At 43.8% G+C, this 16,398-nt stretch carries 13 protein-coding genes; 9 read left to right on the forward strand and 4 right to left on the reverse strand.

The genetic code is table 11. The features are described 5' to 3' along the window. Positions 1-2 precede the first annotated feature (2 nt). Together AC58P7_RS18945 and AC58P7_RS18950 are read right to left on the reverse strand one after the other, a co-directional pair. Complete coding sequence (locus tag AC58P7_RS18945; RefSeq protein ID WP_497345540.1) at positions 3-587, reverse strand: D-sedoheptulose-7-phosphate isomerase; 585 nt, start codon at positions 585-587, stop codon at positions 3-5. 2 nt (positions 588-589) lie between these two features. Further along, positions 590-1,615, reverse strand: coding sequence for a GHMP family kinase ATP-binding protein (locus AC58P7_RS18950; RefSeq protein ID WP_497345542.1), 1,026 nt, complete (start codon positions 1,613-1,615; stop codon positions 590-592). Positions 1,616-1,822: 207 nt separating this feature from the next. Between AC58P7_RS18950 and AC58P7_RS18955 the strand changes: the two genes are divergently transcribed. Beyond that, the gene (locus tag AC58P7_RS18955; RefSeq protein ID WP_497345544.1) at positions 1,823-3,973 is read left to right on the forward strand and encodes a glycosyltransferase; all 2,151 of its coding nucleotides are present in this window, start codon (positions 1,823-1,825) and stop codon (positions 3,971-3,973) included. A gap of 107 nt (positions 3,974-4,080) precedes the next feature. On the opposite strand, the gene AC58P7_RS18960 is transcribed toward AC58P7_RS18955, so the two are convergent. Further along, the gene (locus AC58P7_RS18960; protein ID WP_497345546.1) at positions 4,081-5,118 is read right to left on the reverse strand and encodes a glycosyltransferase; all 1,038 of its coding nucleotides are present in this window, start codon (positions 5,116-5,118) and stop codon (positions 4,081-4,083) included. Positions 5,119-5,361: 243 nt separating this feature from the next. Here AC58P7_RS18960 and lepB point away from each other — a divergent pair, with 243 nt between their 5' ends. Beyond that, positions 5,362-6,000: a signal peptidase I gene (lepB, locus tag AC58P7_RS18965; protein ID WP_497345548.1), complete on the forward strand. Its 639-nt coding sequence runs from the start codon at positions 5,362-5,364 to the stop codon at positions 5,998-6,000. Positions 6,001-6,103: 103 nt separating this feature from the next. Here lepB and AC58P7_RS18970 read toward each other — a convergent pair whose 3' ends face one another. Beyond that, the gene (locus AC58P7_RS18970) at positions 6,104-6,319 is read right to left on the reverse strand and encodes a hypothetical protein (RefSeq protein ID WP_497345550.1); all 216 of its coding nucleotides are present in this window, start codon (positions 6,317-6,319) and stop codon (positions 6,104-6,106) included. 881 nt (positions 6,320-7,200) lie between these two features. Between AC58P7_RS18970 and AC58P7_RS18975 the strand changes: the two genes are divergently transcribed. The 7 genes from AC58P7_RS18975 to AC58P7_RS19005 all read left to right on the forward strand — a co-directional run bounded on the left by AC58P7_RS18975 (position 7,201) and on the right by AC58P7_RS19005 (position 16,331). After that, entirely contained in the window at positions 7,201-8,529 is a 1,329-nt protein-coding gene (locus tag AC58P7_RS18975) for an ABC transporter substrate-binding protein (protein ID WP_497345552.1), read from the forward strand. A gap of 69 nt (positions 8,530-8,598) precedes the next feature. Next, a complete protein-coding gene (locus AC58P7_RS18980; protein ID WP_497345554.1) occupies positions 8,599-9,501 on the forward strand; it encodes a carbohydrate ABC transporter permease in 903 nt (300 codons plus the stop codon). A gap of 15 nt (positions 9,502-9,516) precedes the next feature. Then, complete coding sequence (locus tag AC58P7_RS18985; RefSeq protein ID WP_497345754.1) at positions 9,517-10,338, forward strand: carbohydrate ABC transporter permease; 822 nt, start codon at positions 9,517-9,519, stop codon at positions 10,336-10,338. Positions 10,339-10,380: 42 nt separating this feature from the next. Beyond that, positions 10,381-11,427, forward strand: a complete 1,047-nt coding sequence (locus AC58P7_RS18990) for a glycoside hydrolase family 43 protein (protein ID WP_497345556.1) — start codon at positions 10,381-10,383, stop codon at positions 11,425-11,427. Between the two features lie 192 nt (positions 11,428-11,619). After that, positions 11,620-12,951, forward strand: a complete 1,332-nt coding sequence (locus tag AC58P7_RS18995; protein ID WP_497345558.1) for an ABC transporter substrate-binding protein — start codon at positions 11,620-11,622, stop codon at positions 12,949-12,951. Beyond that, complete coding sequence (locus tag AC58P7_RS19000) at positions 12,893-14,737, forward strand: cache domain-containing sensor histidine kinase (RefSeq protein WP_497345560.1); 1,845 nt, start codon at positions 12,893-12,895, stop codon at positions 14,735-14,737. The genes AC58P7_RS18995 and AC58P7_RS19000 overlap by 59 nt, the downstream gene beginning before the upstream one ends. Further along, the gene (locus AC58P7_RS19005) at positions 14,730-16,331 is read left to right on the forward strand and encodes a response regulator (protein WP_497345562.1); all 1,602 of its coding nucleotides are present in this window, start codon (positions 14,730-14,732) and stop codon (positions 16,329-16,331) included. The genes AC58P7_RS19000 and AC58P7_RS19005 overlap by 8 nt, the downstream gene beginning before the upstream one ends. Positions 16,332-16,398 lie beyond the last annotated feature (67 nt).

Below are 16,398 nucleotides of genomic sequence, written 5' to 3' on the forward strand. Positions count from 1 at the left end.
GGTTAAAATCCCTTGCCAAATATGGATTCTTCTACAATCGCGCACAAAATATGGCCAATCATAATATGCGCTTCTTGAATTCTCGGGGTTTCCTGGGATGGTATACGAATGCAGATATCGCATAGGGCAGCCATACTGCCTCCCGTTTCACCAGTTAAACCAATTGTCGTGATCCCCATGGTACGGCACATTTCTAAACCTCTTATCACATTGGGAGAGTTACCGGATGTGGAAATGCCAATAAATAAGTCTCCAGTTCGGCCATTAGCTTGAATTTGCCGTGCAAACAACTGTTCATATCCATAATCGTTTCCGATTGCGGTAAGCACAGAGGTATCCGTCGTCAGCGCGATGCAAGGCAGACCGGGACGATCGAAATAAAAACGGCTGACGAATTCGCCGGCAATATGCTGAGCATCTGCCGCACTTCCTCCATTGCCGCCGATCATGATTTTATTTCCCATCCGGTAAACCTCGATCATTTTTCCAGCTGCTTGCTCTATTAAACCCAGTATAGCTTTATCCTTAGCAATCGCCCGTTTAATTTCCATCGCCCGTAGAATTTCGCTGTTAATATACTCCTTCAAACTTATACCCTCCATCCTTGCGTTCCGTTCTTTGTAAAATGGACTTGAAACACTTTGCCTCCTAATTCGTTCAATCGATGAACCACCTGTATGCGTTTGACGGGATCCACGATGAACATCATAAATCCGCCTCCTCCAGCTCCGGATACCTTGCCTGCTAATGCACCGGCATTTATCGCCGTATCGTATATGAAGTCAATCCGGTCGTTCGTTATAGAGGCTGCCATCTTTTTTTTGGCATTCCATGATTTCCCCAAGTGCTCGGCAAACTTTTGGATTTCTCCCTTTAAGATACATTCCTTTATGGCATAAGCCTCCGCTTTCAATACATGGGTCGCTTTCAGGGCCGACTGTTTTTTTCCCAGCGTATTGCGGACTTGTTCGTCAATGATCCGGGCAGATTCCCTAGATGCTCCCGTGTAATATAAAATCATAGAACTTTCCAATTCACTTATAATCCAGTTTTTCACCCGAAGCGGGTTCACAATAACCCGATTGTTTTCGTAAAACTCAATAAAGTTGAATCCGCCGAAAGTGGCTGCATATTGATCTTGCCTTCCACCGTTGAAACCGACATCGATACGCTCGATTTCATAAGCAAGTTGAGCAATTTCATATTCCCCGAGCGGCAGATTAAGCCATTCTACGAAAGCTTTCAGCATGGCGACCACCATCGTGGATGATGAACCGAGACCGGATCCTGCGGGAGCGTCAGAATAGGTGGTCATCCGAAAAGAGAGCGGTTTGTCTTGCATAAACTGCCTGACAATCCGGTTATACACGCCTTTATGCAAGCTTAGACAGCCATCCAATTGCAGCTCCGGACAAGTGGCCGTATGGAACTCTTCATTGAGATCTGCAGCGACAAAAGTAAGGTTACCGTCTTCAATGGCCTCAATCGTACAATAGGCGTACAAATCGATCGTCGCATTCAGTACGCATCCTCCGAATAAGTCGCAGTAAGGCGACACATCCGTTCCTCCTCCGGCTAGTCCCAATCTTAAAGGGGCTTTAGATCTAATGATCATGTGCGTCCTCCGTTCATTTTTTGTCCAATATTGTTATAACCAATTCAGCATATGTGCGTGGAAGACAACTTGTATGGACGGATGGTGCAGAGCGAAATATTTTCCATCCCCCTTGCTTTTTGAAAATAAACGTTTGTCCCATTCATACCCTTTGCAGAAGGAATAGTATAGCTATGTGATAATGAATTACGCCCGGGAGGGGTTTCGGTGAAGCTAAAGGCTAGGAGAAAGAAGATAAAGACAGTCGGATCTGTGCGTGTTCGTAAGCTGCGTAGGCTCAAACAAACAGCTGCAGGCCGGCGACTATTGCTCAAACGTGGAAAAACCGTTCGTGCCCGTTGGAAGAAACGGAAACAACGGTCAGTTATGAAGCTTAATAAACGCAACCGGATCCGGCGCTTGCAGCGTCGCCGAATCCGTAAAGGATTACCACTCGTTAATAAGCTGTTGGTAACGAAATCTGATCACCCATTGGTCAGCATTGTTATTCCGGTGTACAACAAATGGGAGTATACCTATCCATGTTTGGTGTCCATCGTTGAGAACACCCATGAAATCCCTTACGAGATCATCGTGGTGGACGATACTTCAAACGACTTAACAGCCCGTATCGGACATTTCGTCGACCAAGTTACTGTCATCCGCAATAAGGTGAGGAGGGGATTTCTGCATAACTGCAATCTTGGGGCAGAGATCGCCAAAGGAAAGTATGTATTATTTTTAAATAACGATACCAAAGTGACTCCCGGTTGGTTGGCGCATCTGCTGTCTTTACCCGAGAAAGACCCAACCATCGGAATCATAGGCTCTAAGTTGATATATCCGGACGGAAGACTACAGGAAGCCGGCGGTATCGTCTTTAATAACGGGTTAGCATGGAATTACGGTCGATTAGATAGCCCGGACAAACATGAGTACAACTATGTCAAGGAAGTGGATTATATCTCTGGGGCATCGCTAATGATTCGTAAAGACTTATGGAAGGGAATAGGCGGTTTTGACAGACATTTCGCACCTGCTTACTCAGAGGATGTGGACATTGCATTCAAAGCAAGACAACACGGGTACAAGGTCATCTACCAACCCAAATCCGTTGTCGTGCACTACGAGGGAATATCCCACGGCACAGACCTCAACGCAGGAACTAAGAAATATCAGGCGATTAACCAACAGAAATTCAGAGAAAAATGGGCGGGAGTACTTGAGCGGGATCATCTTGCCGATGGTGGACACCTCTTTTGGGCAAGGGAACGTTCAAGGAATAAAAAAACCATTTTGGTCATTGACTACGGTGTTCCAAGTTTCGACAAAGATGCGGGCAGCCGAACGACGTTTATGTATCTAAATCTACTTGTGGACATGGGCTTTAATGTAAAGTTTATACCAGACAACTTCACCAAACTGGAACCCTATGGCTCTGAACTCGAACAGCTCGGCATCGAGATCCTTTACGGAACGCAGGACCGCAGGTATTACGAGCACTGGATTGTTAAGCACAAAGATTACATTGATTATGTCCTGTTGAACCGTCCTAACATTTCACATCAATATATTGATCTAATCAAAGCCTATACCCGCGCTAAAATTCTGTACTATGGCCATGACTTGCATTATGTCCGTGAGCTGAAGCGGTTCGGATTGGAGAATAACCGCGAGCTGCTTCAAGCTTCAGAGTACATCAGAAGGCTGGAGTTCGACTTGTTCACCAAAGCGGATACTGTCCTGACCTGCAGTGACTCGGAAAAACGAATTATCGACGGGAATTTTCCAAATAAAAATACCGTATTGGTTCCGGCCTATTACTTTGACCAAACGATACCGAAAACAAAGGCATGGCATGAATGCAGCGGTCTGCTCTTTGTTGGCGGCTTCGGCCATAGTCCTAACACCGACGGTATTTTGTGGTTTTGTCGCGATATCCTGCCTATTGTGCAGCAATCCATTCCTGATGTTCAACTGTTCATCGCCGGTTCCAATCCTCCACCGGAGGTATTAGGATTACAATCGGATCGGATTATTGTCAAAGGATTTGTATCAGACCATGAGCTTAAAGAGCTGTATGGAAGCACTAAAATTGCCGTCATTCCTCTTCGCTACGGTGCAGGCGTGAAAGGCAAAACAGTGGAAGCAATGCGCCATCAGTCGCCGTTAGTTACTACCGGTACGGGGATCGAAGGGTTGCAGAATATTACGCAAATTATTGAACCTAAGAACACGCCTCAAGCATTCGCCGAAGAAATCATCCGGTTATACCACAATAACAGTCTATTAGCGCACAAGGCCGAACAATGTAAACAGTACGTGGAAACGTACTTCTCCAGATCAAAAGCCTTGGCGTGTATACAGTTAGCTTTATAGCGCCGGATAAAAGTAGAAATGAAAAAAAGTGACTGAAAGTTTCGACTTTCAGTCACTTTTTTTATCGTTCATGAGGGCTATTGGACTCCAAACCGTTAAAACTCCGTTCATCCTACCTTTTCAGCAAAATAGCGATCCATAACAGCTGGATGTTTCTCAGTAAAAGGCTTCGTCAAAATGTCATATTCAATAGGATCCATCAGTTTCCCTAGGTATTTATCGACATCACGGCGACGGTTATCGTTTGCTTTTACCCGGGAACCGAAAGCATAGTGGTAATGGAAGGCTGAAATCGGCTCAATCATATTGGGAATTTCCCACATGTAACGTCCGAACAGCTGCATTTTGCAGTGATTTTTGGCATCGTCGTACCGTATACCAATATGATTGCGCCACATGAGAGTTCTAAAGACGGACCAGTGTTCGTCGTTCGGTGCACTTATTCTTACTGTTTGGGGATTCATCCAGAATTGCACGAACGGAAATGAGATAGCATCCGCTTCTTTCTGGAGCATTAGTCGAGGCAAGGCGTCACGGAAGCTGTCATCCATCATCTCATCCGCATCGATCGCCATAATCCAATCACCTACAGCTTGGTCGACCATGAAATTCCTTACGACGGACTCGTTCCAATCATCGGAGTAGGGCAAGCCCGTCTGCTGAATATGGAACAGCCGAATATTCGCACGGTTTTTCCACTCATTGATTATGTTTACACTGGCGTCAGTGCTTCCTCCATCTACGATAAGAATTTCATCAGCGTAGGAAGCGACACTTTCTAGAAACAGCGGAAGAAACAGTTCCTCATTCAATATCGGCACGATGACCGAAAGCTTTGGCTTCGTCTCTAATAACGAAGCGTGCGGAACATCCACCGGTGCATAAGCTAAAGGAACGTCTACAGAAGGAGGAAGCGGTTGCTTCGCCGGAAGAGTGGATCGTATAGATTTGCGTCTTCGCGATCGTAAAATTTTGCTTCTTCGCATAAGTCTTTTTAATTTTCGCAGTGGACGCTTGCGGATTTTTATTGTTCTCCACGTTCGTTTCATTTTGATCCCTTTTTTCCTGCGACTTCTCTTACGAAGCTTTTGTTTCCGGGTCGTTTTGGCGGCCTTTCTAGCTACCTGCTGGAGAACTTTTTTCATAGAGGACCTCCTTCGTGGTATGGTTGAAGCGATCAAGAATCACATACTTTTAACTTTGCCATTACTGTAATCCAAGTTAGTATATTCAACCATCTCTGCCTACGAATGGACGTATAACTACATGTAAATTTTTGCCGGCCCAATCGCTGCAGCCGTTAATACCGAACGGTCACACTTCTTTCAGCATTTGATCAATCACTCTGTCGCATGTGATAGTCAAAGTTGCGAAAGTCCAGGAATTTGTTGCAAATTTATTGGTGGAATTCCCGGTTTAATGAGTATTATCAAAGTAGGAGTTTAGAATACAATTCCAATGACAAAGGGAAGATTGCTGTTGACCCGACTTATTTTAATAAGAATGAAATTAATCGCGGTGATGTCATTTATTATAAAACTCCTACATTTGATAAGAACAAACATCCACAGTTAAATCCGCCTGAGTTTAATATTGCAAGGGTTATAGCTCTACCTGGCGAAGGAATTGAAATAATAAAAGGTCAAGTTTATGTGAATGATAAAAGGTTAGATACCTTCTATGGTAAGGCTCTCAGTTGGGGACTCAAGGAAGATGAATATTTTAAGACAGTCAATATACCTGGATCAGCTGAATGTATTGAGTTATGTCAGAAAACCATGAGAGAATATTTCAATATGAATATGGATAAGGTTAAAGTGCCTGAAGGTCATCTATTTGTTATGGGTGATACATGGTGGAGAAGTATTGATAGTCAAATCTATGGTGCTTTGTCTGTCGCAACAATCAGGGGAAAGGTATTGGGATACGCTAGTAGTAGGCAAATTTCAGAATCCAGGGGTAATGCCGATAATAGCGAAGTTTGGCTATTCGAAAAAACTCGGAAGGATTTGAATATAAGACGATAGTTCCACCTTATAATAAGCTATGGCCAAGTGCATATGGAAATAAGAAAAGCCTCAGTTCTTGAGGCTTTTTGCATGTAATCATGAATCTGAGTCTAGCCCTTATTTATGTGAGGCTATCTTCATCAGTACTACCAGATTGTGCCGTCCTCGCTTCTGCTAATTGTGCATGGGCTTGGTCAAGTTGTTCTTGCGCATTCTGTATAGACTGTCGTCGATGATTACTAACCGATTGTGCTTGATTCAATTCGCTTAATGCATCAGCTACGGCATTGTGTGCCGCTGTTACTGCATTTTGCTGTTCGGATTGTTGGTCAGACATAGATACACCTCCAATATGTGGTTTTTTAGGCAATGTTAACTTTTCCAAGATTTCATTTAATTATTCACCTTATTAAAACAGCGATAGTCCAAGACGATAATTCCTCGTCCAAGGCTACCGCTGTTTTTCATTACACTTCATAAACTCCCATGAAAATTAAATCCGCTAAAAAATCACAAAAAGACAATAACAAATTAGACCTAGCCGAATGATTTTTTAAAAAAGGCTATGCCTGAGAAGAGTTATGTGATTAAAGTACCCAAGGTCAATCAAGGCTGAAAATAAAAATGAGGCTGGTGCAGCAACCAGAGTAGGATTAATCTCCCATGAGTGCTTCCCAAAAGGGAGCGACAATCTGTGATGCACCGTGGTCGTTGGAGTCAGACTAACGGATGGGCTCTATGGCACCATAGTTCATCGACCTTCCTCTCCCAGCCATAGTAGCAGTATTGACAGATTTTCCGCCCCATTTTCATCATCTGTGGTGCGGCGCTTGCGCTGCATGTATGGCTAACGTGACTTTCCTGAAAATATGTCCAATGGTTCATGAATATCGTCATGGTAACGATTTCTGGAAAAACGTATAGTTAAATTGTGGTTAACACAACGAGTGAAAGGGTGACGCTGCATTCGAATGGGCAAGTGTAATAACCAAATGAACAGTAATACGGGGATTGAGAAAAAGAAAAAGAAAAAGAAAAAGAAACGAAATCAAAAGGAAAGAGCAATCTAAGGTCCATTGGCGTGGGAAATCCTTAGAATCGCTCTGGGTAGTGAGAATGAATTTCTACGAAATTCACAACTCACTACAATTTTGACACAAACGCAGCTGGATAAGCAAGTAATCTTTGTGTGTTTAAAATTGAAGGGAGTTAACGAACATGGGAAAAATGAAGAGCTTACAAATGATGGGTGCAGCAGGTTTGTCGATGGCTTTGGTTTTAGCGGGTTGTTCCTCTGCGAAAACGGCAGAAACGTCACCGGCTGTGGCTTCTCCGGCAGCTTCACAAGCTGCTGCTGCAACGAAAGTTCCTGAACCAGCGAAAAGCGGCGAGAAAGTAACCGTTAACTTCTGGAACCCGTTTTCTGGTAACGATGGTCCATTTATGAAGAAAATCGTGGATAACTATAATAAATCCCAAGATAAATATACAGTCAAAATGACGATTCAACCAAATGGTGACTACTATAAACTCCTTGATACAGCGATTGCTACCAAGAAAGGTGTTCCTGATGTCGCGATCATGCATCTTGATCAAACGCCTACGTACATTGCGAAGGATTTGCTGCAGCCTGTTGATGCCATTGCCAAAGCAGTAGGCGTAGAGAAGAGTAATTTCCCGCCTGCAACGGTGGAATATTCAACGAAGGATAACAACTGGTACAGCATTCCTCTCGATATTCACCCGTTGGTTATGTATTACAACAAAGACTTGTTCAAGGCTGCTGGTATCACAGATCCACCTACGAACCGTCAACAATTCGTTGATGCTGCGCAAAAGCTAACAGATGCCTCCAAAGGTATTTGGGGGGCGGCGATGCCAACATTCTGGATTCAGAACTTCTTGTTCCCAACGATTTTGTTCCAAAACGGCGGAGATTTCTTAGATGATAAAGGCAACATCGCTTATAACTCACCAGCAGGTGTTGAAGCAGTTACCTTTATGAGAAGCCTAACGACGATGAAGGTGTCACCTCCAACTGTTGCGGCTGATGGCGATTTCAACTTGTTCCAACAAGGGAAAAGTGCGATGCACTTCAATGGTCCTTGGGCGAAAGATGCTTTCGACAAAGCGAAAATTAATTATGGCGTAGCGCCAGTTCCACAACTAGGTACAGTGAAGCAAGCAGTATTCGGCGGTTCCCATAACTTCGTCATTCCGAAAGCAACGACAGATGCTGCTATTCTTGCCGGTGTGGGTGATTTCTTGAAGTTCGTCAATGCCAATTCCATTGATTGGGCAGAATCCGGTCAAGCGGTTGCATCCAAAGTAGTTCGTGACAGCGCAGCTTTCCAAGCGATGACGCAACAACAAACCGAAGTAGCAAAAGAGTTTGAGTATGTAAAATTTGCACCAAAAGTATTGAATTGGGGTCCAATTTCCGACAGTATTTGGAGCGAGCTTGCCAATGCACTTCAAGGTAAAAAAGATCCAAAAGCGGCTCTCGATGACGCAGCAGCGAAATCAACAGCAGCCATGAAGAAGTAACCATAGCGTATATGGGAGAGGCGGGTATCTTGTACCCGTCTTCTCTTATAAAGAAGAGGAGGGAATCTGTTGCCTACTACTACCCCATCACATTGGAAATCAAAGCTGACTTCAAGCTTATTCATATTACCATATCTCATCGCCTTCTTAGCCTTTACCCTGATCCCCATCATCTATGGGTTCATCATTAGCTTGAAGCAATACAATTTGCTGGATCCTGTACATCCTTTCGTGGGCATTGATAATTACAAAAAGATTTTTACGAACGGAACGCAGGAAAATGACCTGTTCTTCATCGGGATGAAAGCGACATTGAAATTTGTCGTGTTCTCGGTTCCTTTTTTAATCATCGTAGGCCTCGGCTTTGCCTTATTATTGAATGCACTTCCAACGAGAATGCGTTCCTTCTTCCGTTCGATCTATTTCATCCCCTATGCGGTTTCAGCAACCGTAATGGCGGTTATTTGGAAGCGAATGTTTGACGTAACTGGCGGCTTCATCAATTTACTCCTTGCAAAAGTAGGGATTCATGAATTCGATCCGATTCCTTGGCTGCTAGATAAACCATTCGTATGGTTTGCTCTTGTCATCGCTACGCTATGGTGGACTATCGGGTTCAACATGATTATCTTCGTGAATGCTCTGAATGGTGTACCTGAGGATCTTTATGAAGCAGCGAAAATTGACGGCGCGAACGGTTGGGACAGACTGAAGGGGATTACACTGCCGTTCATAAGACCCGTACTTATTTTCGTTTTGATTACATCCACAATTGCCTCTTACAATGTCTTCGCTCAGCCTAATCTTATGAGTAATGCAGGTGATGAGACGAAGGTGTTGATGATGGGGATTTTGCAAACCGCATACACGGCTAGAGAAATTGGATCAGCGTCAGCGATGGCGATTCTCATGGGCTTAACGATCATGATCGTGTCTGTAATTCAATTCAAAGTCACGAACAGGAAGGAGTAGAGGACGTTGAAATTAATGAAAATCTTTTATGTGCTGCTTGCTTCCAAACTAGGTATTATTTTCATACTTCCGATGGTATGGATGTTTTCCAATTCGTTTAAGACCGATGTAGAAGTCATGGCGCCGGTATTTCATTTATTTCCACAAGAATTTACGTGGGATAATTTCCATACCATTTTTGTTGGTGGCGATGTGGAGGTTCCGATTTTCCGTTGGATGTTTAACTCCTTTTTCGTTGGATTCGCTGCGACACTCCTGGTTATTCTGGTGGATTCGATGGCAGCCTATGCGTTAGCCAAATTGGATATTCCTTTCAAAAGAACATTGTTTGCCCTGTTCATTGGATCGATGATGGTGCCAGGTATTATTTCTTTCCTTCCTCAATACTTGAATTTCAGTACTTTCAATTTGATCAATACGTATTATGTGTTGATTTTGCCTTACTCGGGTGGGGCTCTTGGTGTATTTATGTTAATTCAATTTTTCCAGTTGTTTCCAAATGAAATTATAGAAGCAGCTCGGATCGACGGGGCGAATAAATGGCAGGTTTTCATGTCCGTCTTAATGCCATCGTCGGTTTCTATTGTAACTACACTTGCGATTTTCACGTTTATGAGTGTTTTCAATGATTATGTGTGGCCATTCTTTACAGTCACAGACCTCGAAATGCGAACTCTGACGGCAGGCGTGGCGGTTATGGCAACAGGAAGCTTCACACAATCCTATGGGAAATTAATGGCACTGGCGACGTTATCTACGATACCGACCCTGATCGTATTCTTAATTGGTCAGCGACAATTCATTCAATCCATTACAGCAACAGGAGTTAAACAGTAAAAGTTGAAAGATGAAGTAACCAGGTAGAGGTGAAGCTACTCCATGCATAAATTTGGCATTATCGTACTGAGCATCATGCTGCTGGCAGGGTGTACGAAAGGAGTTAAAGAGACAAACGTGAAGGATACCGACATTGTTGTTACACCGACGAAGGAAGCGAAGACATTTACCAATCCGATTATGGATAATGGGGCAGATCCTTGGGTCACATCCATAGATGGGACTTACTACTATACGCATACAACGGGAAATTCCATTCGTATATGGAAATCAAAGACGTTAACCAGACTTGCAGAGGCTGAGTACAAAGACGTCTGGTTCCCGCCTGCTTCAGGACCAAATACGTCTAACATTTGGGCACCCGAATTACATTTTATAGCTGGAAAATGGTACATCTACTATGCCGCCGATGACGGCCAGAATGAGAATCATCGTATGTTCGTACTCGAATCCGTAACGGATGATCCACTTGGTGACTATGTCGACAAGGGCATGATGGATACTGCGGGTCGCTGGGCGATTGATGGGACGACACTGCAGAAGAAGGACGGATCGCTCTATTTCATTTGGTCAGGCTGGGAAGGTGCGGTGAATGTAAGTCAGCATCTCTACATTGCGCCGATGAGCAATCCGTATACGATTAGTGGCAAGCCGGTCGAAATTTCAAGTCCCACCTATGATTGGGAGTTAAACGGAACGCCGACGATCAATGAAGGGCCGCAGGTCTTGCTGCATGAGGAGAACATATTTGTGATTTATTCGGCAAGCGGAAGTTGGACCGATGATTATTGCTTAGGGATACTCAGCACACAAATGGGTAGTGATGTCCTCAATCCGGCTTCATGGAAGAAAGGCGAAAAGGCAATATTTTCCAAAACTGATCTAGTATTTGGACCAGGTCATAATTCATTTGCGAAGTCGGTAGATGGCAAAGAGGACTGGATCGTGTATCATGCCGCGAAAACACAGGGTGCAGGCTGGAATCGAAATGTGCGCATGCAGCCATTCCAATGGAATAAGGATGGTACGCCGAATTTAGGTAAACCGATTGCAGAAGGCGTGCCGATTAACGTGCCTAGTGGAGAGTAAAAGAAGCTGAAACTGTATCGCTGTGAGTGAAAGAGCGTTGATTTGAAGCTGTAACGCCTGTTTTGGGCGTTACAGCTTCTTTTTTGTCTACAAATCCAAAAATATGTCCATGACTAAAGGAAATAGGTCATTGGCTTGATGTAATCGAGTTTGTATAATGAAGGCATAGTTGAAGGCATGGAGGGGATTCAAGTGAGCGAAGGGAAACGAACAGGTTGGAAAGCAACGAAAGCTACTTGTTTTCTTCTCATGTTGAGCGTATGTGTGGTAGGCTGTGATTCACAGTCTAACTCCATATCTGATGAGCCAGCGCCGAGTAAGCTGCGAATCACCTTTTGGACACCATTTAGCGGTGGCGATGGGCAATTTATGGCCGAGCTGATCCAGCAATATAATAATGAGAATCAAGATCATGTGAAAATAGAACAAATCAACAATAATTCGGGTGATTATTATACCAAATTGTCGACCGCGATTGTGACGGAAGAGGCACCCGATATCGCGATTGTTCACTCTGCGAAGTATTCGCAGTATGCGCCAGCGGGATTTTTGACAGATTTGAATACGCTTGCGATCGAAGCAGGCGTCCATTGGGATGATTTTAACTCGACGATTCTACAAAGCACGGTGGCTGAGAACAAGCATCTGGGCATTCCGCTGGATACGCATCTGGAGGTTATGTATTACAACAAGGATTGGTTGAAGCTCGCAGGCCTTATGGATGAGAAAGAAAAACCGATTATGGCCAGTGGAGAGGCAGGCTTCCTTACATTTCTGGAGAAAATTCGTGCCAGTGTTCCGCCGAACATAACGCCATTGGCGGAGCCTAACGTGCGAATTGATTCGTATTGGTTATGGTTCTCCTTCTATAATCAAATGAATCAAGATGGGGGTAGATTCTACACAGACGATGGCAAAGCAGCTGCAATTAACAATCCTTCGGCTTTGCAATCATTGGAATTCGTAAATTCGCTATACACCAAGAAACTCATTCTACCTAATATTAATGATCAGGTTCAAAGCTTCGCGAAAGGAACTGCAGCGACATTAATTTCGGGTGTATGGGGGACCGGGACGTTCGAGAAAGCAGCAGATCTACATTTCGGTGTTACTAAAATTCCCCAAATTTACGATCATCCGGCTGCGTGGGGAGATTCCCATACCTTTTCGCTGCCTTACCACGAGAAGCCAGATAAACAAAAGCAGATTGCTGCGCTTAAATTTGCGAATTGGGTTGCCGCGCATGGGGCTAGCTGGGCTAAGGCAGGTCATATACCGGCGGTGAAGAAAGCGGTTGAATCGCAAGAGTTTCAAAAGATGAAATACCGTCCAGATTATGCCAGCGCGGCCGATGATGTGAAGTATTTCCCGAATCAACCGCGGCAAGGAACGATCAACGATGAGCTTGTGCGTGAGTTTGAGAAGATGATGGCGGGACAAATCACGCCACAAGAGGTGCTGCATAATGCGCAAAAGATCATTAATACCAATCTTCAAATCCAGCAAAATACGCCTGCGAAATAGGCTGCAAGGGATCAAAGATTTGCCAATCGCCATGAAGCTAATCGTGATGAGTGCCATATTCATTGCAGTGCCGCTGGGCATAGCCAGTTATTTAACCTTTACAAGCTATTCAGCCTCGATTCAGAAGAATACGGGGAAATATCAGATGGACGTGGTGAAGGAATTAACGGCCAATATTGATACGTACTTGAATGAGCTCAATTTGTTGACATTATTACCTTATCAATCTCCACAAATCATGAAATTTCTGGAGGTTGGCGAGGAGACAAGTGAGAGTCTTTCTTTTAATGATCGCGTCACGATTGAGGATTTCACGAAACGAGTATTCGCCAATGGGCGGGTAGACATTTCCGGGTTGACGTTATACCGCACTAGAGGCGGGAATACCTATACCGCGATGTCAGAAGAGCAAGCGAATTATTCGCTGCGGGATGTGCGGAGCGAGGCCTGGTACAATAAGGTTTCACAGACTGGCAAGGTGGTTTACCTAGGAACATTTAACAAAACGGGTCTGGGTACAACTAACCAAGTGTATTCATTTGCCAGAAAAATACGTAGTGTGGAAACAGGCGCTGTTCTTGCTTACATCGTACTCGATGTAGATAAGAATATCATACGCAATAAAATGGAAGCTATTTCGAATGATAAGAAGAACATCATGATTGTTGATAATGAAGGCTCGATGATTTATAAAAGTATGATTGGCGGTCCGGCTGCGGATCAAATCAAACAGTTCAAAGGATCAGGGACGGTCCTCTATAAGCAAAACAAGGATTCAGAGCTGGTATCTTACTATACGTCACCTTTAACGGGCTGGACCATGATCGAGATGGTTCCACTTGCTATTTTGCTTCAGGACACGATTTATGTAAGGAATTATATTATTGGTATTGGGGCAGTGTGCTTAATTCTAGCGATTATTATCTTCACTTTGCTTGCGCTACGGATCACGAATCCGATCAGTGAATTGCGGAATTTGATGAAGAAGGTTGTTCTAGGTGACTTAGCTGTTTCCATTCCCATTCACAGCCGTGATGAGATTGGTCAATTGAGTCAATCTTTTAATATCATGGTATCGAAGCTCAGTGATCTCGGGTATCGATTATTTGAATCGGAAATTAGGGAGAAGAATGCACAGATTTCAGCTCTGCAGAGTCAAATTAACCCGCATTTTCTGTATAATACTTTAGGTTCCATCTCCATGTATGCTGAAATTCAAGGCAACAAAGAAGTTGTGAAAATGACCAATCATCTCAGCAAACTCCTGCGTTATAGTATTAACAGTCATCAAAACCAAGTGCCTCTACATATGGAGATAGAGCATGTCACGGGCTACTTGGCGATTCAACAGATTCGTTTTGAGGATAAAATTAAGTTTCATATTCATATCGAGCCTGATTTATTAAGCTATTCGGTCATTCGATTTATTTTGCAACCAATTGTAGAGAACAGTATCGTTCACGGCATTGATAAAGGGAATGGCTACGGTACCATTAGATTGCTTGGTAAGAAGCAAGACGACCATATGCTGATCCAGATTCAAGATGACGGCGCTGGGATGAGTCCTTTGCAATTACAGAACTTAATTGATCGCAAATTCCAAGCAACCTCAACGGAAGAAGGAACAGGTGGAACAGGATTGATGAATGTACATCGCAGAATCGCCTTGCGTTATGGAAATCAGTATGGCGTTACAATTGAGAGCAACCTGAAGGAAGGTACGACCATTTCATTGACATTACCACTCATCGAACCTGCACTCGAAGGGAGGAAGAGGGATGCCTAGTATCTTGATCGTAGATGATGAGCATATTTTTCGTAAAGGAATACGACTGATGATCGCTGATAAGAACAGTGATTGGTTTGTGATCGATGAGGCAGCGGATGGTGCGGAAGCCTTAGAGAAAATCGAAGAACTGCAGCCAAATCTCATTATTACCGATATCAAAATGCCAAGAATTGACGGTATTCAGCTGCAATATATTGTGAAAGAGCGATTTCCGCATATCTCATGTGTGGTGATGAGCGGGTATAACGATTTTCAATATGCGCGTGAATCCTTGCGTTTGGGTGCCAAAGACTACTTGATGAAACCTTTTCAGCGGGAAGAATTATATGCCTTGCTCGATAAACTGCAGGAAGAGTTCCTATCGGAGAAACAAGCCGTTAAAGCGAGTGGGATGGATCAACAGGTTCAGAACCAGTTGCGGCAGCATGTACTTGCAGGTCTACTGACAGGACATATACACCATGGGGAGGCGGAACTGTTAGAAAACGTAGGGATTCAATTCCCGCATACTTATATTTCCTGCTTAATGGCGAAGTTGGATCGGGACTCCGTGACGGATGAGCGTTATTATCAGTTGAATCCATCCTTGTTTTCCGTCTACATTCAGCAATTTATTCAAGAGAGTCTTGACGTCCACTATATAGGTTATGTGTTTGTGCACCATGACACGGAAGTTATCGCATTGATTAACCATGAAGGCCTAGATTCGATCTATTCGGATATAGAAAAGCTAACCAATCAGATTCGTAAGGACGTACGCGTACACTCTAATTTTACCCTCACGTTTGGGTTAGGCAGTCCAGCAAAGGACTTGGAATCCATTTCCAAATCATATAAAGAAGCTGGATTAGCGTTGTTATACCGATTGGTTATTGGCGGTGACCGGCTGTTGTCGAATGAAATCGTGTCAGAAATGAAAATGGAAAAGTACGATTGGCACGCCGCCGATTGGCATTCCTTGAATCAATTCGTCCAAGAAGGTAATTTGGCGAATGTTCAGCAGCAAGCTAGTCATTACGTGACGAAGCTCTGTCAGCAGTGGAAGGATCCTGAAATCATTCATCAACAAATTTGCAAAATGATCCTGCATTTTTATGAATTAGCTGTGAATTTGGCTGTCGTAAAGCAATGGTTGCAGGATACGGATGTGAAGCAGGTTTTGGTAGAGATTTACTCGTATTCCTCGAGCAAAGAATTGACGGAACGCTGTCAGAAACTGCTTGGTGATCTAACGGTCTGCATCGCGAATCGTAAGAAAAAGGTTGTTACTAGCCCTGTCGAAATCGTGGTTCGTTACGTTGAGGAGCATTATGCAGAATCCATCACCTTAAATATGGTGGCCGAAATCGTCTACCTCAGCCCATCCTATCTAAGCAGCTTGTTCAAAAGCAAGCAAGGTCAGTCCTTCATCGATTTCCTAACAGAGAAGCGGATTGAGAAGGCCAAATCGCTTCTGCTCTATTCTGATGAGAAGATCCAAGCGATCTCCGATTCTACGGGTTTTACGAATATTAGGCATTTCAACCGAGTATTCAAAACGATCACGAATCGCACACCCTCAGAATTTCGCGAGGGGAAGGGGGCAGGCTAATCAAATCCGCTTAAAGTTAATTAACTTTGAGCGGATTTTTTTCTGCTTTACTTGAAAGGTATCCATA

The sequence above is a fragment of the Paenibacillus sp. J22FR5 genome (genome assembly GCF_059691975.1).